Annotated in this window: 19 protein-coding genes; 13 read left to right on the top strand and 6 right to left on the bottom strand. The window is 59.7% G+C overall.

Going from position 1 to position 23,817, the window contains the following annotated elements; translation table 11 throughout:
• Positions 1-3 precede the first annotated feature (3 nt).
• Positions 4-375 carry a DUF5318 family protein gene (locus CRD13_RS06585; protein ID WP_224783765.1) on the bottom strand — a complete coding sequence of 124 codons (372 nt, stop codon included), beginning with the start codon at positions 373-375 and terminating at the stop codon, positions 4-6.
• Between the two features lie 272 nt (positions 376-647).
• On the opposite strand from CRD13_RS06585, the gene CRD13_RS06580 reads away from it, so the two are divergent.
• The 4 genes from CRD13_RS06580 to CRD13_RS06565 all read left to right on the top strand — a co-directional run bounded on the left by CRD13_RS06580 (position 648) and on the right by CRD13_RS06565 (position 4,298).
• On the top strand, positions 648-1,733 hold the full coding sequence (locus tag CRD13_RS06580; RefSeq protein WP_070429058.1) for an inositol-3-phosphate synthase: 1,086 nt from the start codon (positions 648-650) through the stop codon (positions 1,731-1,733).
• A 522-nt stretch (positions 1,734-2,255) separates the two neighbouring features.
• Positions 2,256-2,747 (top strand): MarR family winged helix-turn-helix transcriptional regulator, encoded by a 492-nt coding sequence (locus CRD13_RS06575; RefSeq protein ID WP_016421708.1) that lies wholly within the window; start codon positions 2,256-2,258, stop codon positions 2,745-2,747.
• 158 nt (positions 2,748-2,905) lie between these two features.
• Positions 2,906-3,838 carry a universal stress protein gene (locus CRD13_RS06570; RefSeq protein ID WP_069358890.1) on the top strand — a complete coding sequence of 311 codons (933 nt, stop codon included), beginning with the start codon at positions 2,906-2,908 and terminating at the stop codon, positions 3,836-3,838.
• 43 nt (positions 3,839-3,881) lie between these two features.
• Positions 3,882-4,298, top strand: coding sequence for a hypothetical protein (locus CRD13_RS06565; protein ID WP_048733161.1), 417 nt, complete (start codon positions 3,882-3,884; stop codon positions 4,296-4,298).
• A 155-nt stretch (positions 4,299-4,453) separates the two neighbouring features.
• Here CRD13_RS06565 and leuS read toward each other — a convergent pair whose 3' ends face one another.
• A complete protein-coding gene (leuS, locus tag CRD13_RS06560; RefSeq protein ID WP_187401441.1) occupies positions 4,454-7,372 on the bottom strand; it encodes a leucine--tRNA ligase in 2,919 nt (972 codons plus the stop codon).
• 60 nt (positions 7,373-7,432) lie between these two features.
• On the opposite strand from leuS, the gene CRD13_RS06555 reads away from it, so the two are divergent.
• The 4 genes from CRD13_RS06555 (at position 7,433) to CRD13_RS06540 (ending at position 11,268) form a co-directional block, all read left to right on the top strand.
• Complete coding sequence (locus CRD13_RS06555) at positions 7,433-8,044, top strand: SdpI family protein (RefSeq protein WP_016421712.1); 612 nt, start codon at positions 7,433-7,435, stop codon at positions 8,042-8,044.
• Between the two features lie 71 nt (positions 8,045-8,115).
• A complete protein-coding gene (locus tag CRD13_RS06550; RefSeq protein ID WP_016421713.1) occupies positions 8,116-9,099 on the top strand; it encodes a bile acid:sodium symporter family protein in 984 nt (327 codons plus the stop codon).
• Positions 9,100-9,207: 108 nt separating this feature from the next.
• Positions 9,208-10,338: a DUF695 domain-containing protein gene (locus tag CRD13_RS06545; protein WP_016421714.1), complete on the top strand. Its 1,131-nt coding sequence runs from the start codon at positions 9,208-9,210 to the stop codon at positions 10,336-10,338.
• A 15-nt stretch (positions 10,339-10,353) separates the two neighbouring features.
• On the top strand, positions 10,354-11,268 hold the full coding sequence (locus CRD13_RS06540; RefSeq protein ID WP_255467812.1) for a hypothetical protein: 915 nt from the start codon (positions 10,354-10,356) through the stop codon (positions 11,266-11,268).
• Between the two features lie 53 nt (positions 11,269-11,321).
• Here the strand turns inward: CRD13_RS06540 and CRD13_RS06535 are convergent, their stop codons facing one another.
• Genes CRD13_RS06535 through CRD13_RS06520 form a run of 4 tightly spaced genes read right to left on the bottom strand, consistent with a single transcriptional unit; the run spans position 11,322 to position 14,529 of the window.
• On the bottom strand, positions 11,322-11,672 hold the full coding sequence (locus tag CRD13_RS06535; RefSeq protein WP_038627068.1) for a branched-chain amino acid transporter permease: 351 nt from the start codon (positions 11,670-11,672) through the stop codon (positions 11,322-11,324).
• Positions 11,669-12,445 carry an AzlC family ABC transporter permease gene (locus CRD13_RS06530; RefSeq protein WP_052155556.1) on the bottom strand — a complete coding sequence of 259 codons (777 nt, stop codon included), beginning with the start codon at positions 12,443-12,445 and terminating at the stop codon, positions 11,669-11,671. Before CRD13_RS06530 ends, CRD13_RS06535 begins: the two co-directional genes overlap by 4 nt.
• Positions 12,446-13,087, bottom strand: a complete 642-nt coding sequence (locus CRD13_RS06525) for a YqgE/AlgH family protein (RefSeq protein ID WP_038627070.1) — start codon at positions 13,085-13,087, stop codon at positions 12,446-12,448.
• Entirely contained in the window at positions 13,087-14,529 is a 1,443-nt protein-coding gene (locus tag CRD13_RS06520) for a CCA tRNA nucleotidyltransferase (RefSeq protein WP_187401446.1), read from the bottom strand. Before CRD13_RS06520 ends, CRD13_RS06525 begins: the two co-directional genes overlap by 1 nt.
• Positions 14,530-14,689: 160 nt before the next feature.
• Here CRD13_RS06520 and CRD13_RS06515 point away from each other — a divergent pair, with 160 nt between their 5' ends.
• The 5 genes from CRD13_RS06515 (at position 14,690) to trxB (ending at position 23,629) form a co-directional block, all read left to right on the top strand.
• The gene (locus CRD13_RS06515; RefSeq protein ID WP_179078168.1) at positions 14,690-15,547 is read left to right on the top strand and encodes an NUDIX hydrolase; all 858 of its coding nucleotides are present in this window, start codon (positions 14,690-14,692) and stop codon (positions 15,545-15,547) included.
• Positions 15,548-15,553: 6 nt separating this feature from the next.
• Positions 15,554-18,091 (top strand): hypothetical protein, encoded by a 2,538-nt coding sequence (locus tag CRD13_RS06510; RefSeq protein WP_187401440.1) that lies wholly within the window; start codon positions 15,554-15,556, stop codon positions 18,089-18,091.
• Positions 18,092-18,118: 27 nt separating this feature from the next.
• On the top strand, positions 18,119-21,727 hold the full coding sequence (locus CRD13_RS06505) for a murein biosynthesis integral membrane protein MurJ (protein WP_187401439.1): 3,609 nt from the start codon (positions 18,119-18,121) through the stop codon (positions 21,725-21,727).
• Positions 21,728-21,962: 235 nt separating this feature from the next.
• Positions 21,963-22,526 (top strand): sigma-70 family RNA polymerase sigma factor, encoded by a 564-nt coding sequence (locus CRD13_RS06500; protein ID WP_224783764.1) that lies wholly within the window; start codon positions 21,963-21,965, stop codon positions 22,524-22,526.
• Positions 22,527-22,690: 164 nt separating this feature from the next.
• The gene (gene trxB, locus CRD13_RS06495) at positions 22,691-23,629 is read left to right on the top strand and encodes a thioredoxin-disulfide reductase (protein WP_005511625.1); all 939 of its coding nucleotides are present in this window, start codon (positions 22,691-22,693) and stop codon (positions 23,627-23,629) included.
• Positions 23,630-23,817 lie beyond the last annotated feature (188 nt).

The following is a 23,817-nucleotide window of genomic DNA, read 5'->3' as shown; positions in this document are numbered from 1 at the left end:
TCCCTAGTTTTCTGACTCTTCTCGAGCTGCCTGAAGTGTCCGGGTCAGGAAACTCCACTTGCAGTCGGGGCACACCTCAACTTCTTTGACGGTGCACGAACCATATTCATTAACTATTGCGGATAATTCGTTTTCAGTACAAGCAGAGCCGGAACGACGGCCCAAGTTTTCTCCGAACACCCAGAATACGAGTCGGAGGTCGAATTTGCGACATACTGGGCACTCTTCCTGGGACTTTCTGCCGTGAAAACGCGCGGCAGCGACCAGCCGAGCATCGGCATCACAGAGTGATTTCCGTGAAATCTCCCCTGCACGCCACTGCTCCAATAACTGCTTCTTGAGCAAGGAGTGATCGATCTCGCCCTGCCATGTCATCACGAAGACAGATTAGCAGGCGCGTGCGGGCTGATTTCACCCCCGCTTTATCGGTAAACACATGCCCCCTCACGGTTCGGGCATCGGCAAAAAACGCATAAAGGTATAACGTCACGCTCGTTACCTCAATGCGTGCACCCACTCACGGCCGCACCGCTGGCGTAAGGCCCTGGCGCGGGGTCCTGATGCTAGGTCCTGATGCGAGTTCCCGGTGTGAGTTCCCGGCGCGAGGTCAAAGCCTCCGAGCACATAGTTTCAAGGAGAATTACCAAATGAGTTCAATTCGCGTCGCTATCGTCGGCGTCGGCAACTGCGCTTCCTCCCTGGTGCAGGGTGTCGAGTTCTACCGCGATGCAAAGCCCGATGAGACCATTCCTGGCCTCATGCACGTCGTCTTCGGCGACTACCACGTCTCCGATGTCGAGTTCGTCGCAGCTTTCGATGTTGACGACAAGAAGGTCGGCAAGGACCTCTCCGAGGCCATTGTTTCCTCCGAGAACTGCACCATCAAGATCGCCGATGTCCCGACTCTCGGCGTTGAGGTTCAGCGGGGCCCGACCCTGGACGGCGTTGGCAAGTACTACGCGGACACCATCGACGAATCCCCAGCTGAACCGGTCGACGTTGTTCAGGCGCTGCAGGATGCCAAGGTCGATGTCCTGGTCTCCTACCTGCCAGTTGGTTCCGAGCAGGCCGACAAGTTCTACGCACAGTGCGCCATTGACGCTGGTGTAGCCTTCGTCAATGCCCTGCCGGTCTTCATCGCTTCCGACCCGGAGTGGGCCAAGAAGTTCGAAGACGCAGGCGTTCCGATCGTCGGCGACGACATCAAGAGCCAGGTCGGCGCAACCATCACCCACCGCGTCATGGCCAAGCTATTTGAGGACCGCGGTGTTCGCCTCGAGCGCACCCTGCAGCTCAACGTCGGCGGCAATATGGACTTCAAGAACATGCTCGAGCGCGACCGCCTCGAGTCCAAGAAGATCTCCAAGACCCAGGCCGTCACCTCCAATCTCACCGGTCCACTGGCCGGCAAGATCGATGACCGCAACGTCCACATCGGCCCGTCCGACTGGGTGGACTGGCTGGATGACCGCAAGTGGGCCTACGTCCGACTCGAGGGCAAGGCCTTCGGCGAGGTGCCGCTGAACCTTGAGTACAAGCTCGAGGTCTGGGACTCCCCGAACTCCGCTGGCATCATCATCGATGCTGTTCGCGCTGCCAAGATCGCCAAGGATCGCGGCATCGGCGGCCCGGTCTACGCCGCTTCTTCCTACCTGATGAAGTCCCCGCCGAAGCAGCTTGCCGACGATGTTGCGCGAGCACAGCTCGAAGCGTTCATCAAGGGCGAAGACTAAAAGGCACAAGCACTCAAAGGTATAAGCCAGCAGCTCCGAGAGCATGTTCCTTGAAAAGCGTCAGCCGGTTACCCATGCGGTAGCCGCTGGCGCTTTTGTGCTTCTCTCTCCCCTATCCTCCCCGCGTCTCTTCCACGCCTTCTCGCCCTACTCGCTGCTGCGCCCATCTCGTCCCCGCCATGGATGCGTGCGCTGCAGTCGTCGTAAAGCTGACAGCAATACACCCGCGAGGGTTGATCCGCGAGATATATCACAAGCCAAAAGGGTTCGCGAGAGTAGCCGCATGGCTACCTCCAACCCAAAGTTCTAAGTACAGAAGAAGTGACACTTTAGGGGGTTTCTGCCAGCACCGAAAAAACCTTATACGCAGATAGGTTTAATGCTTTGTACTGGGGCTTTAGATGATTGGTGGAAGATTCCTGGTGATTTCATTGCCGAAATCACCAGTTGTAGAAAAATAAATAGCACCCCAAATAAATTTCGTATTGGCAACTAGCACTGTTCGCATATAACATCGTCGCTATGACATTATCTTCGGGCTCGATTGGCAATCCTGATGCCGTTACTCCTCTGTCGCTCGCTAAGCGCATTCGCCCTCTTCTGACTCGCGCTGAGCTGCTCTACAGTCGCCGCTCCTCGGAGTCCCAGCTCAGCCGCGCGCAGCTGTCCATCATGATGACCCTGGAGGCACTGGGTGCCTGCCGTATCAGCCAGTTGGCTGAGGCCGAGGCCATCCGCATGCCCACCGCCTCCAACGCCGTGCACCACTTGGAGGTCGCCGGCATGGTGGAGCGCGTCCGCGACAGCAAAGACCGCCGTGGCGTCCGCGTTGAACTGACCGACCGTGGCCGTGAAGAGCTGCACCGCGTTTCTGAAGAGCGCAATCAGCAGATGGCTGAGATGTTCAGCACGCTGACCCAGGAAGAGCTGGAGTTTGGCGCTGGTCTTGAGACGATTCTGTCCAAGATCCTCGAAAACTACCCGGAGCACCCAAAGACAAACCCAAGCGTCTAGTCTCTTTTCCAGCTAGCCCTGCCACCTTTAAGCCCACAGGCAGGATACATAGCTTTTACACTTCCTCGGTGCCGTTTTAAATATGCCCGCCTATCCACGTAGGCTATTACCCAGAAGCACCACTTGGATATTTCTGAGTAATCACAGGAGGATTAGCGATGGCTTCCCGCCCGCTTCGTATCATGATTGCGTGGCGTCCAGGCGAGTACGGCACCGAAACGCTTGCTTACGCCGCTTGGTTAGCTCGCACCACGAAGGTGCAGATTCGCGTTGTCAGCGCACTGTCGCGTGGCTGGCCGCTGACCTCACTGGCTCGGTTGAGCACCAATGACTCCTGGGTTTCCCACGAAACCGAGTCTCTTGAAAAAATCATCAAGGATGAGCTAAAGCTCGCTGGCCTGCGCAAGGGCATGCTTGACGACGATGCCGTACGGATCATCGAATCCTCCAGCGAATCCACAACTATCTGCAACGAAGCCGAAGAATTCGAAGCCGATGTGGTTTTGCTTGGCACCCGCCGAAGCAATACCAAGGACTGGACCGCCAAGAACCGCAGTCGCTTTACTGCGGGATCAACCTCGGATGCGCTGCTGCATTACTCGCCAATCCCGCTGGGATTGGCGATCCCCGGCGCGAAGCTTTCTAAGCACGGTGTGACCCGTGTCAGCATTTGCTACATTGACACCCCACAGTCGCACCACGCATTGAATAAGGCTGCTGACCTGGCATATCGCTGGGAAGTTCCCCTGCGTTTGGTCTCGTTTACGCCGCGTGGTGCGACCATGTACCCGACGGAGAACGGCTACGGCCCCTCCTCTGACCTGATGATTGAGTGGCGCGAGCAGGCTATGGGGCTGCTCGACCGCGGTATGGACCGCGCGCATACCCGTTACCCAGACCTTTCCATTGATGCGGAAGTAGCCTCCGGCAACGGTTGGGAAGAGGCCATTCAGTCCATCAAATGGAAAAAGGGAGACTTGCTCGTTTTGGGTTCGTCTACTCTTGGCCCATTCGGGCGAATTTTCATCGGCTCGTCGACTAACCACATCGTTCGCCACAGCCCGGTGCCAATGCTGATTACTCCGGCCTAGTATGGCAGGCACATCAGACGGCATTTAGAGGCGAGGGGAGCAGATGGTGGATAATTCACCGAAGCGCAGTACACCAGAGCGCAATGAGGATGAAATCTTCGACGAGCTTGAGCGCAAGATGTATTCCGGCAAGCGCGCCTACATCTACACCGCGGGTGTGATTCTTACGACGCTGCTCGCGGGCCTCATTATTGGCATCGCCGGCGCCATTGTCGGTGGCCCCACCTGCGATGCGGGTAAGTCCAGCTTCCTCTGCTCCCGCACTTGGGAGATCCTTTTCCCCGTTGTCCCGGGCGTAATCTCCCTGGTCGGCTGCCTTTTGGGCTTTTGGCAGACCTACGTGGAGTGGAAAAACTTCCGCAACTGGCGCGCGTGGCTCGCTATGTGCTGGGTGCTCATGCCCTTCACTTTGATGTGGATGCTCTCCACATTCGGTGTCCTGATTCTGGGCGTTAAGTAGGGGTAAGAGGCGGCCAGCTTCGGAGCCACCCCTTGAGGCTTTTGCGAGAAAGTCTCAAGCGAGAAAGTGTCTGGGTTTATGACAAATTTGAGTCGATTTTAGGCCTCAAACTGTCATAAACCCAGACACTTTCTTGTACGCATTAGCCTCCCTGGTTACTTCTTCACAACCAGGTTGACCATCTTGCCCGGAACGACAATGACCTTCACGATATTGCCACCGGCGTTTTCCACAGCTGCGACAACCTTTTCGTCGGCACGCGCGGCGGCCTCGATGTCCTCGCGGGAAGCATCGGTAGCCACGTCAATGCGAGCGCGAACCTTGCCGTTAATCTGAACTGGCAGCTCAACGGTGTCGTCGACCAGCCACTTCTCGTCAACTGCCGGCCAGGGGCCGTGTGCCAGGGACTCGGTGTGGCCGAGACGGCTCCACAGTTCCTCCGCAATATGCGGCGCCACAGGGCCAAGCATGAGGGCCAGCGGCTCCACGGCGGCGCGCGGTGCACCGGCCGAACCGTAGGTCTTAGTCAGGTAGTTGACGTACTCAATGAGCTTTGCGACGGCCGTGTTGTCACGCAGCTCTGCGTAATCGGAGGTAACCCCTTCCACGGTGCGGTTGAGGGCCTTGAGGTCGTCGTCGGAAAGCGCTGCGTCCGTGACGGCGAGCTCACCGGAGTCCTCATTGACCACCAGGCGCCAAGCGCGCTGGAGGAAGCGCTGCGAGCCGACTAGATCCTTCGTCGCCCACGGGCGGGAGGTGTCCAGCGGACCCATGGCCATCTCGTAGACGCGCAGGGTGTCAGCGCCGTAGTTGTCGCAGACCTCGTCGGGGGAGACGGCGTTCTTCAGGGACTTGCCCATCTTGCCGTACTCCTGGAAAACTTCCAGGTCAGAGCCGTCTTCGGCGCCGCCCGGGATGAGGAACTTACCATCGCGCTCAACAACCTGATCCGCCGGCTGGTAGACACCACGGGCATCGGTGTAGGCGTAGGCCTGGATGTAGCCCTGGTTGAACAGACGGCGGTACGGCTCCTTGGAGGTCACGTAGCCGAGGTCGAAGAGGACCTTGTGCCAGAAGCGGGAGTAGAGCAGGTGCAGCACCGCGTGCTCGACGCCGCCGACGTAGAGGTCGACGCCGCCTGGATCGTCCTTACCGTGCGTCTCCGGGCGGGGGCCGGTCCAGTAGCGCTCGTTTTCCAGGTCGACGAACTTTTCAGCGTTGTTCGGGTCGATGTAGCGCAGCTGGTACCAGGAGGAACCTGCCCAGTTCGGCATGACGTTGGTGTCACGGCGGTACTTCTTCTTGCCGTCGCCGAGGTCGAGCTCGACGTTGACCCAGTCAGTGGCCTTGTCCAGTGGAGCCTTTGGCTCGGTGTCGGCATCGTCCGGGTCGAATGTGACCGGCTTGTAGTCCTCGACCTCCGGCAGCTCGACCGGAAGCATGGACTCGGGCAGTGCGTGGGCGTGACCGTCCTCGTCGTAGACGATGGGGAAGGGCTCGCCCCAGTAGCGCTGGCGGGCGAACAGCCAGTCGCGCAGCTTGTACTGGATCTTCTCGTGGCCAGCACCTTCCTTCTCCAACCACTCAATGACGGTGGCGATGGCGATGTCCTTGTCCAGGCCATTGATGTCCAGGCCGGAGTCATTGGCGGAGTTCACGCACGTACCGTTACCGACGTACGCCTCCTTTGCAATGTCACCACCTGCAACAACCTCGCGGATTGGCAGACCGAAGGCAGTGGCGAACTCGTAGTCGCGCTCATCGTGGGCCGGGACAGCCATGATGGCACCGGTGCCGTAGCCAATCAGGACGTAGTCGGAAATGAATACCGGCACCTGTTCGCCGCTGACCGGGTTGGTGGCGTAAGCGCCCAGGAAGACGCCGGTCTTCTCCTTGTTCTCCTGGCGCTCCAAGTCGGACTTGGAGGCAATTGCGGCGCGGTAAGCGGCGACGGCCTCGGCTGGGGTTTCCTCGCCGAAGGTCCAGCGCTCATCCACACCCTCGTAGGAACCACTACCGGCTTCAACCAGCTGATCCACCAGCTCGTGCTCAGGAGCGAGCACCATGTAGGAGGCTCCGAAGAGAGTGTCCGGGCGAGTGGTGAAGACCCTGATCTTGGTGGAGACCTTCGGGCCGACCTCAGCTGCGAAGTCAACCTCGGCACCGCGGGAGCGACCGATCCAGTTGCGCTGCATGGACTTGACCTTGTCCGGCCAGTCCAGCAGCTCCAGATCATCGACCAGGCGGTCGGCGTAAGCGGTGATGCGCATCATCCACTGGCCCAGCCGCTTGCGGAACACCGGGAAGTTACCGCGCTCCGAACGACCTTCGGCGGTCACTTCCTCGTTGGACAGCACAGTGCCGAGACCCGGGCACCAGTTGACCATCGAATTCGATTGGTAAACCAGACGGAACTCATCCACAGCTTCGCGCTGCTCAGTCTCGCTGAGCTCAGCGTAGACGCGACCGTCCTTGGTAGCCATCTCGCCCGACTCCAACAGCGGAATCAGCTCATCGATGCGACGGGCCTTCTTTTGATCCTCATCGAACCAGGCGTTGTAAATCTGCAGGAAAATCCACTGCGTCCACTTGTAGTAGTCCTGGTCAGTGGTCGCGAAAACACGACGGCGGTCATGGCCAAGCCCCAGGCGGCCCAGCTGGCGCTCCATGTTGGCGATATTCGCTTCCGTCGTCACGCGCGGGTGCGTACCGGTCTGGATTGCGAACTGCTCCGCCGGCAGACCGAAGGCGTCGTAGCCCAGGGTGTGCAGCACGTTTGCGCCCTGCATGCGGTGGAAGCGCGCGAAGACGTCGGTGGCGATGTATCCCAGCGGGTGGCCTACGTGCAGACCGACACCGGACGGGTACGGGAACATGTCCTGGACGAAAAGCTTGTCCTTCGGCGGAGTCGAGCCGTCGGCAGCTGCCAAATCGCCCACCGGGTTGGGGGCGTAGAAGGTGCCGTTATCTTTCCAATACGCCTGCCACTTTCCCTCTAGCTGAGTCGCCAGCTCGGGGGAGTAGCGGTAGTCGGTGGCTTCTGCCGAGGACGAGGACTTTTCGCTGTTGGTCATGGTCTCACAGTCTAATAGGTGCGTTTGGCACGTGCTCAACCACCTATATAAATTGGAAGCATGATTGTCATCCCTGTAATTACCCTGGTTCTGGCTGTTTGCATAGCCGTTGTCGCTGGTTTGGCATGGTCGGCGAAGCTACCGGGTAATAACTGGATCGGAATTCGTGCGCCTGAGGCTCGAAAGTCCCAGGAAAACTGGGATATTACGCACCGCGTTGCCGGCCCGCCGTGGGCTGTGTCCGCTGTCGCTTTCCTCGGTGCCACCATGCTCGGCTTCCTCGCCATCCGCCCGGAGGCCTCTGGTTGGATGTGGCTGTGGTACGCCGTCGCTCTGCTCGCCGGTATCGCCATGCTCGGCATTGGTGCGGCTATCGGCTCGCACACCATCGCGCTTTACGACGCCAAGGTCTCCGCCGAGTCCGGCTCCGGTTGTGGGTGCGGTGACGGTGACAGCGGCTGTGGCTGTGACTCCGCCGCCACTGATGCCGCCGACACTGCGGCTGATGATGCCTGCTGCTCCGACAACCCGGCAGCAGACTGCGGTGTCTCCGGTGGCTGCAGCTCCTGTGGCCTGGAAGGACTGTGCACGGACAAGGGCTCATCCGCGAATGCCACTTTCAAGCCTGTGGACAAGGATGCGCTGCGCAAGGCAGCTGAGCAGAAGAAGTAAAAAATTATTGCAGAGAAAAGCTTCTGCAAAATAGTAAGACAACATCTGGTTGCCCACTAAGCTATTTGTCCATGTGGCAACGAATTGTGAATTGGCGTCCAGATCCCCTCATCGTCGGTATCGTTGCTGCAGCGATACTGGCGATTATTTTTCCTGCAAGCGGCACTACCGCTGAGGTTTTCAGCTGGGCCACAAAGATCGCCATTGGCTTCTTGTTCTTCCTCTATGGCGCGCGCCTGAGCCCGCAGGATGCGTTGGCCGGTGTTAAGCATTGGCGGCTGCACATAACCATTCTGGCTTTCACATTCGTGCTGTTCCCAATCCTCGGCCTGCTGATGAAACCCCTGGATTGGATTCTTTCTCCTGGCCTCTACCTGGGCATTTTGTACATGACGCTGGCACCGTCGACGGTGCAGTCGAGTGTGAACTTCACGTCCATCGCCAAGGGCAATGTCGCCGGCGCCATCGTCAGTGCCTCGGCATCTAACCTGCTGGGCATTGTGGTCACACCGGTGCTGGTGATGCTGTTGATGGCCACCGGTGGCGGCATTCATGTGGATTCGTCGGTGTTCTTGGATATTTCGCTGCAGTTGCTGCTGCCATTCGCAATCGGCCAGCTCACTCGCCGTTGGACCCTGAAGTTTGCCGCCGCGAAGACGACTAAGAACGTTGACCGCCTATCCATCGCAATGGTCGTTTACGCAGCCTTCTCCGAGGGCATGGTGCAGGGCATCTGGTCGAAGGTGCCGGCAGGGGACATTGTCATCCTGTGTGTGCTTTCGGTCGTGCTGGTGGAATTCGTTTTGCGGTTGTCCGGATTCATCGCAAATAAGATGGGCTTCGACCGCAAGGACCGCATTGCGATTCAGTTCTGCGGTTCGAAGAAGTCCCTGGCCACCGGTCTGCCCATGGCTGCCGTTATCTTCGGTGCCGATGCCAGCCTCTACATTTTGCCGCTGATGATTTTCCACCAGATTCAGCTGATGATCTGTGCGGTCTACGCCGCTCGCTGGGGCAAGGAAGCAGAAGCTGAGCCGGAGCCACAACCCGCTTAACGCGGTCTAGCGCATGGACCCGAGGGGCGAATCCGGCTTGGCACATATACTGGGGCGCACAACATAAGGTTCGGTTTTAAACGAGCAAACGAAAGTGTGAGATTCAGCATGGCTAACGAGAATCCGGCTCCGTTCTCCCCGGAACAGCGCGCCGCAGAAGAGACCGCGATCAATGAGTTCTGGTCGTGGTGGAACTCTTTTGGCGCCGATGCGCTCGACTCGATGTTTAGTGTCCAGCTCGGTATCGATGGTGCCCCGAACGCCGCCGATGTGGACATTATTGATGTCCAGAAGGAGGTCGGCGGCCGCATCGCCGCTATTAATGACCGGCTCATCTGGGGGTTTGAGGCTGGCGCTCCGTATTCTCGCCACCTTCTGACTGTTAGCGCTGCCGGCGATCCGGAGCTGCGCCCGGTCGCTCGCCGTTGGCTGGAGGCCGCGCCTGACGACGGCGCGGTGTGGTCTTTCACCGACCTCCGCCAGGCGGATCCGGCGATGAAGCTGTCGCTGGGGGATGTCGCAGCTACGTTGGTTGCACAGGGTGCTCTCGAGGCCGATGCTCCCGCCGAGGTCGATCCGGCAGACGCCCGCGTGGCTGTTAGCAGTGGTCATGGGGCAGTGGACGTTCGCCTATTCCACCCGCTGTTCCCGGCAATTGCTCAGTTGGAGGACGGTGAGCGCTTGGTAGCTCAGCTAGGTTTCACACTGCTGCAGCTGGCTCTGGGAGAGGAGGACTTCGGCCTGTGGCTGCGCGGTTTCGCCTTCGCTGGCGAGGAGCCGGAAGATGCTATCCCGCTACCGGAGCTGGGCGGTGTCGTCGAGCAGCTCGCGGAAGAGTGCCCGGAGTGGCTCACCATTGATGCCGAAGCCAACGGCCAGCCGCTCGTCGTCGCTACTCGCGCTCCGATTACGCAGCTGGTGAGCCCGACTATGACGCAGCATGTGCTGATTCAGCTCATGCTCGCTCACATTGACGACAAGGGCTTGCCGACGGACGAGTCGAAGGAATCCCTCTCCGAGTTCAATACCGCTGCCGCTGAAGCCATCGCTGAGGACAAGGGTATTTTTGTCGCAACTGAGCAGTCCGACGGTATGGCTCTGCTGCACTTCTTTATTGACCCGGCATCTGATGCGGAGGCGGGTCTGCGAGCTGTTGCGCAGACGTGGACCGACGGAGAGCACGTTGTCGACACCGCTTACGATCCAGCTTGGCAGCGCGTCGGCCACCTGCGCGTGTAGATTGGTTTTTTTGTTATGAACGCTCGTCATCGTCTTACTCCGCGACCATCTCGCGCGATTCGCCTGGGGCTTACCGGTGTCATCGCTGTCACCAGCCTTCCGCTGGCAGCCGGGAACGTCGCTGCGGCTCCGCAGCCGAAACTGACTCCACAGGGCACTATTAATGCTCCGGGGCGCACCCAGATCAGCTTTACCCACACCCCGACCGGCGCTCACTACGGTACGGCCAACGAGAATGAAGCTCGTCCGGGGCTGTCGATTGTCAAGCTCTACATTGCCGACTACGTCTTCAAGCACGGCACCGAAGCGGACAAGGCGAAGGCCACACAGATGATTCGCTACTCCGATGACAACATTGCCAGCGAGCTCTACGGCCGTTACCCGGACTCCATTAACGCCACGGCGCGTGAGTACGGCCTCAGCAACACCCACGGTGCGGGCCACTGGGGCAATTCCACGACTTCCAGCGCTGACACCGTGAAGTTCCTGGAGGCCAAGAAGCGCGAGAACCCTTCCGACCCGGTGCTGGTTGCTATGAGCACCGCGTCACCTGTGGCAGCGGATGGCTACCGTCAGGATTACGGCACCGCCACGCTGCCTGGTGTTATTGGCACAAAGTGGGGTTGGTCCGATGACCGCCAGAGCGTTCACGCCTCGGCGTCCATTGGTCCTGACTTCAGCGTCGCTGCTAACACCTACGGCACCAAGGAAGCTCACACCAGCGATGTTCAGAATGCGTTCGGTGGCACGGTGGGCACTCCATCGCTGCCTGGTCTGCCCGACAGCCCGAGCCTGCCCAACATCCCAGGCGTCCCGAATCTGTCCGAGAGCCCGAATCTCGGCGAACTACTGAACTTGCCGGAATCCCCGCAGCTGCCGCAGATTCCGGGGCTGCCGAACTTCACAGGCCAGGTACCGGCGCAGTTCTAGCCACTGACCGCTAGCCGCTGGCACCGTCTCACACAGCGCTTACGCAGCGCACCTCACGCGACAAGGTTCACGAGGGCCATATACAGCGCCGTGCCTACGAATATCGAGATCACGGTGTTGCGCCGCCACCAGTGCAGGAAGATGGTGACGACCAGCGCTACAGGCACGGCCCAGGCAGCGCCGGGGTCGCCACCCTCACCGCTGAGCCCCAACCGTCCAAAGACGGTGTAAACCACCAGCGCCATCATGACTCCAACAGGCATGGTCGTGCCGAGGAATTCGAACAGGGGAGAGCCCTTCAGGGTCCGCACGAACGCAAACGGCAGTGCGCGCAACGCAACTGTCACTGCGCCCATCGCAAAGAGCGCGGCTAGCACATAGCCAGAATCGGGCATCGCGGTCATGCTCGCTCTCCCTCCGTTACACGCTGATTGCTTGACGACGTCATGCGCATCACCCGATCTACTCGTGGTGACCACACGCGCAACAGCAGCATGCCGAAGTACATCAACAACCCGATGACCAGCATCTGGTTCGGGTTAATCAGCCACCCGACCAACGTGCAGACGATAGCGGCCAGGGGCAGTGACCAATCCTTGGAGGTCTCAAACGCGTCCATGGCCAGCACCGTAAAGAGCGCCACCAGTGCGAACTCGGCACCGCGGATTCCTTCGGGCAATGCTGCACCGGTTAGCGCCCCGACAATACCGGAGCCCACCCACAGCAACTGGCAGAGAATCTGAATCGTCAGCAGGCGGCGGCCCGACATCTTTTCAGCCGGATTTGCCGCAGAGACGATGGCATACGACTCGTCGGTAAGCGCGTATGTGGAGTATGCGCGGCCGAGACGAGACTGTATCCGGTCGCGGGGGAACGTCAGCCCGTAGAAGACGTGGCGGAAGTTGACCATAAACGAGGTCACGGCACAGCCGAGCAGACCCGTATGGGCCATAACCAGGCCGACAGCGAGGAATTCCATCGACCCCGCGTAGACCACGAAGGAGAAGATGGGTGCCCACCACCAACTTAAGCCAGTCTGTGCGATGAGTAGGCCGAATGCGAGCCCCAGCGGAATGAGACCCATGCCGACGGGCAGTGTCTGCCGAATGCCGGCAGCTATGTCGCTGCGGTCACTAGTTGCGGCACTGTTTCCTTCGGCATTGATGTGCTCACTCATCTAGTTGTCACGTACATCTACGGGGTAGGTGCCATACAGCGGCAGCGGCCAGGGCTGACGGCGCATGCAATCACCCCAGATGTCAGCGGCAGCAGGCGCGAGTACATCAGAGGGCAGGGCAGGGGCGACGTACCAATCACCGCGATCGAGCTCTTCTTCCAGCTGCCCCGGATCCCAGCCCGCGTAACCGGCGAAGATACGCGCGCCATCGATGCGGTCGCGTACATCCTCCGGCTCCGCGCCGAGGTTGACCAGCGCAAACCTATGGGCGATGCGTTCCATCAGCGGTGCACCGGTAATACTGTCGGTCTCCTCTGGGAGGGTAGCGCCATTTCGCACCACACCAATGCAGATTGGCTGCGTCTGGTTGACCGGACCCCCGACGTAGAGCACCGGCGGCTTAGTCATCAGTGACGCCCAGGGCTCGAGCACATTGTGCACAGGCGTCTGCGAACGCTGCGTGAGATCGACACCAAGGGTGCCGTGCTCATCGTGTTCAATGAGGAAAATCACCGAACGAGCGAATTCCGGCGAGAGCATGCCGGGTGCTGCGAGCAGCAGCATACCGGCGGCCGGGTCGTTGCGCTCGAGGCTGGTAAAAAGCCGGTCGCCATAGAGATTCTCCGGATTAATCGATGCCATTAGCTCTCACTTTCGCTTTCAGCCTGCTCACCGGACTGCTCGTACCACCATTTCTTCAGCGCCAAGATAGCATCCTCACGCTCCAGCGGACCGGACTCCAATCGCAGCTCTTTCAGGTAATTCCAGGCCTGTCCGACTTCCTTGCCAGGCTTCAGGTCCAGAATTTCCATGATTTCGTTGCCGTCCAGATCGGGGCGGACGCGTGCGAGGTCCTCCTGCTCAGCGAGCTCCTTGATTCGCGCTTCCAGGTTGTCGCAGGCTCGTGCGAGGCGTGCTGCTTTACGACGGTTTCTCGTCGTACAGTCGGCCCGCACGATTTTGTTGAGTCGTTCCAACAGATCTCCGGCGTCGTTGACATAACGTCGCACCGCCGAGTCCGTCCACTTGCCTTCGCCGTAGCCGTGGAAGCGCATGTGCAGGTAGACCAACTGCGAGATTTCGTGGTTAGTCTTCTTCGGGAACTTCAGTTTCCGAAGGCGGCGTCGCACCAGCTTCGCGCCGACAACTTCGTGCTGGTAAAAGGTGACGTTTCCCTGCTCGTTGTAGGCACGGGTAGCGGGTTTGCCGCAGTCGTGCAGCAGTGCCGCCCAGCGCAGTACGAGGTCCGGTTCACCGGGTTCTTCCTGGTCAATAGCTTGCCGCATGACCTGCAGAGAGTGTTGGTAGACATCCTTGTGCTGGCGGTGTTCATCCTGCGTCATGCGCATGTCGGAGATCTCCGGCAGCACGCGGTCGGCCAACCCCGATTCCACCATCAGGTCGATACCTCGGCTTGGGTCCGCACCCAGGATGAGCTTGTTCAGCTCGGTGGAGATGCGCTCGACCGTGATGCGGTCAATTTCGCTGGACATTTCCTTCAGCGCTTTGAGCACACGCGGTGCCACGTCGAACCCGAGCTGGGATGCGAAGCGGCAGGCACGCAGCATCCGCAAGGGGTCGTCGCCAAAGCTGACTTCCGGCGCACCCGGGGTATCCAACACACCCGCGACAAGATCCTCGAAACCTCCGAGCGGGTCGAGGAAGGTGCGGGTGCCGTCACCGTGGAGCTCCACGGCGATGGCGTTACAGCGGAAGTCACGGCGAATTAGATCGCCCTCCAGAGTGTCACCGAAAGTGACCTCCGGATTGCGGCTGACCTGGTCATACGTATCCGCACGGAATGTGGTGATCTCCACCTGACGGCCATGCCGTTCCGCGGAGAGTGTGCCGAATTCAATGCCGGTATCCCAGACAATGTCCGCCCAGTCATCGAGGATCGCGCGCGTCACTTCCGGGCGCGCGTCGGTGGTGAAATCGAGATCCACGCCCAGTCGCCCTAAGAGAGCATCGCGCACAGAACCGCCCACGAGGTACAGGCGATGGCCGGCTGCACTAAACGCAGCTGCCAGCGAATCGAGGATCTCCGACTCCTTGGCGATCGCCTGATCCGCCACTGCCAGCATTGCCGTCCTGCGCACCTGTGGGTCCGCGTCAGCAGCCGCCGGAGTAGCGCCGTGAGGTGTAGTCCCCCCGGGCTGGTCACCATTTGTCGTTGAAGGAGTCGATTGTGTCACGACCGACACAATACCCGCTTATACCTATAAACCCGGTAGTCTAAGTGGAATGAACAACGTGGTACGCAATGACAACTCGGCGGCGAAGAGCCGTCGACGTCGTCGGCGACCGCGCAGAAGGGGTGGCGTTTCCTCGTCCACCAACACTAGCAACGCTACTACCAGCGGAAATTCTGCAAAACGTAGTGGCTCCGGTGCCAATGGCCCCAAATCGGCCAAGCCAAACTCCGGTGGCGCCAAGAAATCTTCCAAATCACCGAAGTCGGCACGACCCTCGAAGCAGTCGAACAACCGCGGTGGCCGTAAGAACGGTCAGGATAGGAACAATCGCCGTCGTCACGCACAGACGAAGCGCACGAACAATCGCCGCGCGCACTCGTCGCGCGCGCAAAATGCAGCGCCGATGCAGACCTCGATTGAGACTTCGGCGGGCGGACTGGTCGTCTCGGGGCTTGCTGAGGCGGTCGGCGATGGCAGCAAAGTCAACCTGTCACGGATTTATGTCGCGCTGATTGGTCGGCACGATCGTCGCGGGCGCCTGCTGTGGTCGATGCCTAAGGGCCATGTCGAACCCGGCGAAGCTTTCGATTCCACCGCCGAACGTGAGGTGTGGGAAGAAACGGGCATTCGCGGCGAGGTCATCGAAGAGCTCGGTGTGATTGACTACTGGTTTGTCTCCGATGGCACGCGGATTCACAAGACCGTGCACCATCACCTTCTGCGCTACGTCGATGGCGATCTGAACGACGAAGACCCCGAGGTCACCCAGGTCATGTGGGTTCCTGTAGACACCTTGGTGGAACGATTGGCCTACGCTGACGAACGCAAACTGGCCCGGCGCGCGCACAATCTGCTGCCCGATCTCGCCCGCGCGGAAAAGCGAGCAGGCCGGCAGACGCCGAGGTGATTGCGCATGTTCAGGTTGCAGTTGCCAAGAAATGTTGTTCGTAAAGTCACGGCCGCTTCCGCAGCGCTCATACTGTGCTTGCCGACGACCGTTGCGCCCCCAGCTTTTGCGCAAGATGAGCAGTTGTGGGGCAGTGGCACCAATCGTGTCGGTGAACAGGGCCCCCTTCGGCTTTCGATAACCAGCTTCACTCCGCATGTCGCGGCTCTACATTCGACGCTGACCATCAAGGTGCAGGTGCACAACACCTCCGATGCGGATATCAGCAATGTTGCGCTGCGCCCACAGCGGGCCGGCGCACTGGCTTCCTCTGCAGATGCGCGGACGATTCTCGCTGAGCCTGAATCGGTGTTTGATGTGGCTGGGACCTTCAGTGCCCCCATCGAGCTGAAAGCGGGGGAGAAGCGTGAGGTTACGCTAAGTGTTCCTATCTCCGCACCGTCCCCAGAAGGACTCGACATCACGGAAGCCGGCACGTTTCCGCTGCTCATCAATGCTAACGGGCAACCGGCAGATGACATCGACCGCCTGCTGGCGGAAACACGCGCACTGCTTCCGGTGACGGATCCGCAAGCGGAAGGTGATGAGCCGGAACCGCCTGCCGGTGATCAGAACGACAACGATGAGACCGACAATTCCGATGCGCCCACCCGCCGCGACCCAGTGCCGTTTTCGCTGATTTGGCCCATCAGCCAGCCAGTGTCACTGGTCGGCGGTGAGACCGGTGACGCACCCTCGTCGCCGAATCTCATCCTCACCGACAATTCTTTGGCCGAGTCTCTCGAACGCGGTGGCCGCCTCGACGGTTTGCTCACCTCGTTGGAAAAGGGCTTTGCCGGCCCGGATGGGCAGAGGTTGCGGGAATCAACCTGCATCGCCATCGACCCGGAGACCCTCGACGCAATCTCCAGGATGACCCGCGACTACTGGATTGGCACCAGCCGCCCAAGTCCTGTGGAGTCCTCTCCGCGACTGCGGGATTCCTGGGGAAACGCGGATGACACCAATCTCACGCATATGCCCGCCAGTGACAATGCTGCCGCCTGGCTCAATCGGCTGCACGATCTCACACAGGACACCTGCACACTGTCACTGCCGTGGGGCGGCACCGATGCCAGCGCCGTGGCTCGCGTGGGGGATCACGAGCTTTCGATGGAGGCACTCGCCGCTGGTCGGCAGACTATCGCCAAGCATTTGGACGTTCAGGCACTGCCGGGCCTCTATTTGCCGGCCGAGGGATACGTGACGTCGGAAAGCGCCCCGCTGTACTCGGCGGCGACGGCCCTGAACGGGACCACCCCGGAGCGCGCATTCGAAAACCGCGTCGATACCGGCGAGACGATGCCACCGTCGCCCACTCCACCCGAAGCCGCGCACGACACCACCGTGTTAGTCGCAGACAACACCGCCGTCACCGCCGATGGTCAGACACTGCGCCCCGGCCATAGTGGCGTGCTTGCCGACGGTAGCCGCGCCTTCGCCCTCCCTGGGGCACTGACAACCTCTCTGGCTGCAACAGGACGGTCTCCCCAGACTGTGGCGTATTCGAATCTGCTCGGACGCTACGATTTCCGAATCGACTCCGAAGCTGCACGGATGCAGACAGCGATTGGCACTCTGTTCCAATCATTGACTGATTCGGATGACCCTCGCGCGGCTGTGGTGGCAGCACCGCCGTCCGGTTGGGATCCACGCGCTAGCGACGCTGAAGATTTCATGGCTGCGGTCAGGAAAGCCGTGGACGATAACCTGGCTGAGCTGACTCCGCTGATGGACTCCATCACCACTTCAGCTCACGACCTGGATGCGGGCTCGGTTACTCCAATTGACGAGCTTGCCGATCCCGCGCCAGTGAGTGAGACGCTCGTGGAGAAGGCTCAACTGGCCTCCCGCGAAATCACGGACCTGACCACAATCATGTCCAACGATCCCAATGTCGCACTGACGCGGTATGAATTCACCCGTCCCCTGCGGCACGACTTGCTGCGCTCGTTTACAACTCTCGGCCGGCGAAATCAGCTGCAGTCAACTGACGTGCAGCGGCGGAGCGAAGAACTCAGCGACCAGGCACTGATTATGAATCGACGCCTGCGCAATTCGGTGACGTTGGTAGCTCCCGGCGGTGTCTACACCCGCGCAACGCAGCTGTCGCCGATTGCGGTGCTGGCTCGTAATGGCCTGCCGCTGCCGGTTCCCGCGTTCGTGCGCGTCGGCGCTGGAGATTCGGTGTTGGAGGAGAAGTATGAGGCCGCCATCCCCGCCAAGGGGTCGGTGACTGTTCAGTTCACTCCGAAGTCGGGTGATGATGCAGAATCCACTCCGGCGACCAATGCTCCAGAGGGAGACCGGCCACGGGATAGTGGAGACAACTCCCACAACCTGTTGCTGTGGCTCGAATCACCTGGCGGCACGCCGATTTCTCGATCAGTGAGTATTTCCGTGCAATCGGGCGCTTCGGTTGGGGTTTTGGCTATCGTGACCCTCGTCATCGTCACTGTTGGTGGGTTTTTTGCCGCAAAACGGTCTCAGTACTTTCGGAAATAGACCCCCTTTTAAGCAACAATAGGACATGTGACTGACTCAGACGCGCATAAATCTGGACTTCGAGGCCGCATTCGTCGCCCCGCGCCACCGGCCCCAGTTCCGGCGGCGCGGCCAACGGCTGAATCTCAGCCGGCCGAAGCGGCCCCGGACCTAACTCGCGTATCCGGCCATAAGGCAAATGCCGATACCGCCGCTGACGCGATGACGGAATCGGCATCACCATCGCCAGCAAAGGCGGCAACTGCGACAGCAACCGCTTCCAGCGATTCCTCCGCAGGCTCGACGGCGGACGCAAATCAGGGACAGTCGAACTCGGACATCGTCGCCTCCACGGGCTCGATGGCAATCGCTACCCTGATTTCGCGCATTACGGGTTTTTTGCGAAACCTGCTCATCGGCGCGACGCTGGGTCCGGCTGTGGCTTCAGCCTTCAACGTCGCCAACACACTGCCGAACCTGATTACGGAAATCGTCCTCGGCGCGGTGCTGACTTCTCTGGTGGTGCCGGTGTTGGTGCGCGCGGAGAAGGAGGATCCAGATCACGGTGCCGCCTTCATTAGACGTCTCTTGACTGTCTCTATGACGCTGCTGGCAGTGGTGACGGTGCTGGCAGTGATAGGTGCGCCACTGTTGACCAGATTGAGCCTTAACGAGGCCGGTAAGGTCAACGTTCCGCTGGCAACGTCCTTTGCGTTCTTATTATTGCCGCAAATCATCTTCTACGGCATATTTGCGCTGCTCATGGCGGTGCTAAACACCAAGGGAATCTTTAAACCCGGTGCGTGGGCACCTGTCGCTAACAACGTCGTGGCCATTGCCACGCTCTTGCTATATCTGTTCCTGCCCGGCCAATTGAGTCCGGATTCGGACGGTTCACTCTCCGATCCGCACATCCTGCTTTTGGGTCTTGGTACCACCCTGGGTGTCGTCATTCAGGCAGCCATCATGATTCCCTACCTCAAGCGCGCGGGCATTGATTTGCGTCCGCTGTGGGGTATCGACGACCGCATCAAACAGTTCACCGGCATGGGTGTCGCGATTATTACCTACGTGGCAATTTCCCAGGCTGGTTACTTCATCACCACCAATATTGCCTCGACTGCCTCCAAGGCAGCGCCGACGATTTACCAGCAGGCTTGGCTGCTGTTGCAGGTGCCCTACGGCATCATCGGAGTTACCTTGCTGACCGCCATCATGCCGCGACTGTCCCGCAATGCAGCCGATGGCAACGATGGGGCAGTGGTCCGCGATCTGTCCATCGGTACGCGCCTGACCATGATTGCGCTGGTGCCGATCGTCGCATTCTTCACCGCATTCGGCCGCCCCATCGCCGTCGGTCTTTTCGCGTATCTGGAGTTCCCCCGCGAAACCGCAGAGATTCTCGGTTGGACGCTGTCCTTCTCGGCGTTCTCGCTTATTCCATACGCCATTGTGCTTTTGCACTTGCGTGTTTTCTACGCCCGTGAAGAGGCCTGGACCCCGACTTTCATCATCCTCGGCATTACCACCGTCAAGGTGATTCTGTCGTTCTTCGCTCCTCGTCTGGCTTCTGAAGATGAGACCGTCGTCGTGTTGCTCGGTGCCGCCAACGGTTTCGGTTTCGTCGCCGGCGCGGTAATTGGCTTCTTGCTCTTGCGCCGCGCTCTCGGACACTTGGACAGTAAGGCGACCATCCACACCGTGCTGTGGGCACTGGGGGCGTCGCTCGTCGGTGTCGCCGTCGCCTGGGGCGCATTCGCATTGACCGACCTTGTGCTGTTCGATTTCTTCGGTTCCTTCGGCGTGCTGCTGCAGACCATCGTCACCGGCGTGGTCTTCCTCATCGGTACCGGCCTGGTGCTCGCTCAGGCTCCATTGGAAGAGGTCCGCGTTCTGGGCGGCTTCCTCGGCCGCATCCCGGGTCTACGCCGCTTTGCTCCGCAGCCTCATGCAGCCGACAATGCCGTCGCCGACCGTGAGGATATGGAGCGCGAACGTGGCTTCGCCGCTGATGCTTTCTCGATTGCCCCGTCGAACCTGATCGGCGAGGCCACGGGTCTGGCAAACGAGGGCTTCACCGCTTCGCCGCTGCTGCCGCCGATGCCGACGCAGGGTTCTCGCCCAACCCGCTATGTACCCGGCGAGATGGTCTCAGGTGGTCGTTTCCGTCTGCGTTCTGAAGTCGCGACCTACCCAGGTCTGCGCCTGTGGCGCGCCATGGATATGGGCGATCCCAACAACTCAGATGTCGCACTCGTCTTCGTCGACACGATTGCACTGCCGTACTACGACACTTCGCCATCGGTTGCCGCCCAGAAGATTGCCACGACGACCAATGAGCTGCGTGACCTGGCTGGCACCGGGATGTCCCACATTCATAGTGTGGCGAAGACACGCACCGAGGTGCTCATCGTCGCCGACTGGACCAGCAGTATCGGTATTGAGCGGTTCGATCAGGCCGCCCACCCGGATGCCCTGGCACTCGCAATAGCATCACTTGCCGAGACAATCGCCGACGCCCACGAATCTGGACGCTGCCTTGGCCTGACAAACAAGCCTGGACAATTGCGCATCAGCAGCGACGGCCACATCTACGACGCTTTCCCCGTCGTTTTGCCCGATAGCTCGCAACGTTCGGACTACAACGCGTTGCTTTCTGTCATCGACGAGCTGTTCTACAACGTGCCAAATATCCCCTCCGATATTTCTGCTGCCATCGACCGCGCGAAGCAGGTTCGCCCGGAGAACTTCAACCAAAAGGAGTCGCCAGCTCGCACACTCGCGGAGGATTTGCGCACTGCAGCGCTCGGCCCCGACTCTTCGGAGTTTCTCGCAATCGACCCCGACACCGGTGCGCGCGAATCCGTCGATGCCGACGGTGCAGCCCAATCAAACGCTCACCACACCAAGAATCGCACCCGCGCATTCAGCACCGGCGCAGTCGTTGTCGGTGTAGTCATTGTCGGTGCACTTGTCGCCGCGGGCATCTTTGGTCTGGTTAACCGTTCCTCAGACGCACCGATTAACTCCGAGTCCGTACGACGCGGCCCGGCTCCGATCACGACGCTTTCGCTTGCCGACGCTAACGAGTGGCAGGCCGACAGCGACAACCCGGCAGCCGGTCCAGACAATCCAGACATGGCTGAGCTGACCATCGATAGTGACGAGGAAAGCTTCTGGGTAACTTCGACTTACCTCAGCCAGTTCGGCAATCGTCCAGAGGACTTCAAACCTGGCGTTGGTATTCGGGTCACTCTCGATGAACCGGCAACCATTCGAGAGCTTAAGGTCGCGGCGACCCCGGGCGCACACATTGAAGTTCGCGGCCTACGAGATGCTGACTCGACGAACTTGGATGACACAACGGTTCTCGGAAGCGCTACTGCCACCTCAGGTACGACGACCATCGAAATCGATAGCCGCGACACTGAGTGGAAGAACCTTGTTGTCTGGATCTCCGGCTTGCCGACGGCTGCGGAAGCGGTAGCCGACAGCGACTCAGACACTGACGCTGATACAGATGCTGATACAGATGCTGAGTCGCAGAATTCCGATGCGGACAACCCACTTGTCGGCGACCGCAATCTGGCTGAGCAATCTCCGGATTCGTTGCTGCCAGTTGCTATTGGCGACATTCAGGTGCGTGGTACGGAATAACGCTCTGAGCTTGCCTTAGGTGGCAACAGTTCAAGTTGTCCCAAGTTATCCACAGCTACTGGGACGTTTTGAAATTCATCCACAGCCCGCGGTCTCCACAGCAGTTTTGCCAAGCGGAGAGCGCGGGTTTCGTGTTTGCATAGGAGCCATGAACTTTGGGGGAAGAAATCGAATTGGGGACAGTCACCGTAAGGCCCGCATGGGTCGGCGACTGGGGGATTGTGGCGTCGTCGGTATGCAAAAGCATGCATCTGCGGACGAGGTCGATCGTGAATTATTGAAGGCGCACCTGGCGGGGGATCGTCGCGCGTTCGCGGTGTTGGCACGGCGTTATTATCCGCAGTTGGTAGCGATGGCGCGGCGCTATCGTCGGGATGATTTCGATCCCTTGGATGGGGTACAGGAGGGGCTGGCGCGGGCAATTGCGGGGGCGGCGAATTTTCGCGGGCGTTCGACGGTGGCGACGTGGCTGACGTGCATCGTGAAGAATGCGTGTATTGACCACAACCGCGGTCGTTTCGGGGAGATCCCTCTCTGCGATAAGGAGGAGGATTTTGAGACGTTTATGAGTTCACAGCCGATTCCCTGCCCGGATGTTCCGCTACGTGTGACTATGGCCGCCGCATTGGAGCAGCTGCCAACGGATCAACGGGATGCCCTGCTGTACTTGGACATCTTTGGATATTCGCTGCAGGAGACCTCTCGCAGTATTGGGCAGCCGAGCGGGACGTTGAAGTCTCGGCGGGCGCGGGCGCGTCGTACGCTTCGGCGACAATTGGAAGAAGTGCAGGTGGCCTAACAACTGCGGAGCAGGGGAGAGGCTGGGGGAATAGAGATGGCTAACCTCACGTTGGTTGAGGTGGCTGGTTCCGGTAATTTCTTTCCCGGAGCTGAAAAATTTGCTTACTACTGAGCATCACTGTGCGCCATGTGATGTGAGAGATAAAAATTATAGGAGTCTTCATGAGCGATATCGTTCACGACCTGATCATCGTCGGTTCCGGTCCCGCCGGTTACACGGCTGCCACCTACGCAGCCCGTGCCGACCTGAAGCCTGTGGTGTTCGAGGGCATCGAGTTTGGCGGCCTGCTTATGACGACTACCGATGTGGAGAACTACCCAGGTTTCTCCGAGGGCATCATGGGCCCAGAGCTGATGGATCAGATGCGCGCACAGGCAGAGCGCTTCGGCGCTGACCTGCGCATGGAGATTGTCGATCGCATGGATCTCACCGGCGATATCAAGTCTGTCTGGGTTGGCGAAGAAGAGCACAAGGCTCACGCTGTCATCCTGGCAACCGGTGCCGCTCCGCGTTATGTGGGTGCTCCGGGTGAGCAGGCGCTGCTTGGTCATGGTGTCAGCGCTTGTGCCACCTGTGATGGTTTCTTCTTCCGCGACCACGATATCGCCGTCATCGGCGGCGGTGACTCCGCAATGGAAGAGGCAACTTTCCTTACCAAGTTCGCCCGCTCGGTGACGATTGTCCATCGCCGCGATGAGTTCCGTGCGTCGAAGATCATGGTCGAGCGCGCGCAGAACAATGACAAGATTCGCTTTGCGACGAACAAGGTTGTGTCCCAGGTTCTTGGTGAGGACAAGGGTTCGGTTACCGGTCTCGAGCTGGAAGACACCGTCACTGGTGAGAAGTCCGTCCTGGATGTGACTGCCATGTTCGTAGCAATTGGCCACGAGCCACGTTCGCAGATGGTTCGCAATCAGCTGGATTGCGATGAGAATGGCTACATTCAGGTAGCCGCTCCGAGCACCCAGACCTCTCTCAAGGGCGTCTTTGCGGCGGGCGATGTTGTTGACTCGCATTACCAGCAGGCAATTACCGCCGCTGGTTCTGGCTGCAAGGCTGCGCTGGATGCTGAGCACTACTTGGAAACTGTTGCTCGGTAGCTGACAGCAGGGCAGTCGCACTAGCTGGATAAACACCTAATAGTTGGGGTATCGCAATTGTTGGATAAGCCCTACGATTGCAGATATCCAACTATGGGGAATATCCGATAGCCGGTAAGCCCAATTGTTGTTAGCTGTAGCTCAATCAGGGCGCAGCAGGACGTGTTATAGCCCGGTACGCCCCGTAC

This window comes from Corynebacterium sp. LK26 (assembly GCF_014335085.1).
Taxonomy (GTDB): Bacteria; Actinomycetota; Actinomycetes; order Mycobacteriales; family Mycobacteriaceae; genus Corynebacterium; species Corynebacterium jeikeium_D.
This window is presented reverse-complemented; position numbering and strand designations above follow the sequence as displayed.

Bases quoted from the DNA above. Each gene is read 5' to 3' on its own strand.
- CRD13_RS06585 (WP_224783765.1), bottom strand. From the start codon at position 375: ATGACATGGCAGGGCGAGATCGATCACTCCTTGCTCAAGAAGCAGTTA.
- CRD13_RS06580 (WP_070429058.1), top strand. From the start codon at position 648: ATGAGTTCAATTCGCGTCGCTATCGTCGGCGTCGGCAACTGCGCTTCC.
- CRD13_RS06575 (WP_016421708.1), top strand. From the start codon at position 2,256: ATGACATTATCTTCGGGCTCGATTGGCAATCCTGATGCCGTTACTCCT.
- CRD13_RS06570 (WP_069358890.1), top strand. From the start codon at position 2,906: ATGGCTTCCCGCCCGCTTCGTATCATGATTGCGTGGCGTCCAGGCGAG.
- CRD13_RS06565 (WP_048733161.1), top strand. From the start codon at position 3,882: ATGGTGGATAATTCACCGAAGCGCAGTACACCAGAGCGCAATGAGGAT.
- leuS (WP_187401441.1), bottom strand. From the start codon at position 7,372: ATGACCAACAGCGAAAAGTCCTCGTCCTCGGCAGAAGCCACCGACTAC.
- CRD13_RS06555 (WP_016421712.1), top strand. From the start codon at position 7,433: ATGATTGTCATCCCTGTAATTACCCTGGTTCTGGCTGTTTGCATAGCC.
- CRD13_RS06550 (WP_016421713.1), top strand. From the start codon at position 8,116: ATGTGGCAACGAATTGTGAATTGGCGTCCAGATCCCCTCATCGTCGGT.
- CRD13_RS06545 (WP_016421714.1), top strand. From the start codon at position 9,208: ATGGCTAACGAGAATCCGGCTCCGTTCTCCCCGGAACAGCGCGCCGCA.
- CRD13_RS06540 (WP_255467812.1), top strand. From the start codon at position 10,354: ATGAACGCTCGTCATCGTCTTACTCCGCGACCATCTCGCGCGATTCGC.
- CRD13_RS06535 (WP_038627068.1), bottom strand. From the start codon at position 11,672: ATGACCGCGATGCCCGATTCTGGCTATGTGCTAGCCGCGCTCTTTGCG.
- CRD13_RS06530 (WP_052155556.1), bottom strand. From the start codon at position 12,445: ATGAGTGAGCACATCAATGCCGAAGGAAACAGTGCCGCAACTAGTGAC.
- CRD13_RS06525 (WP_038627070.1), bottom strand. From the start codon at position 13,087: ATGGCATCGATTAATCCGGAGAATCTCTATGGCGACCGGCTTTTTACC.
- CRD13_RS06520 (WP_187401446.1), bottom strand. From the start codon at position 14,529: ATGCTGGCAGTGGCGGATCAGGCGATCGCCAAGGAGTCGGAGATCCTC.
- CRD13_RS06515 (WP_179078168.1), top strand. From the start codon at position 14,690: ATGAACAACGTGGTACGCAATGACAACTCGGCGGCGAAGAGCCGTCGA.
- CRD13_RS06510 (WP_187401440.1), top strand. From the start codon at position 15,554: ATGTTCAGGTTGCAGTTGCCAAGAAATGTTGTTCGTAAAGTCACGGCC.
- CRD13_RS06500 (WP_224783764.1), top strand. From the start codon at position 21,963: ATGCAAAAGCATGCATCTGCGGACGAGGTCGATCGTGAATTATTGAAG.
- trxB (WP_005511625.1), top strand. From the start codon at position 22,691: ATGAGCGATATCGTTCACGACCTGATCATCGTCGGTTCCGGTCCCGCC.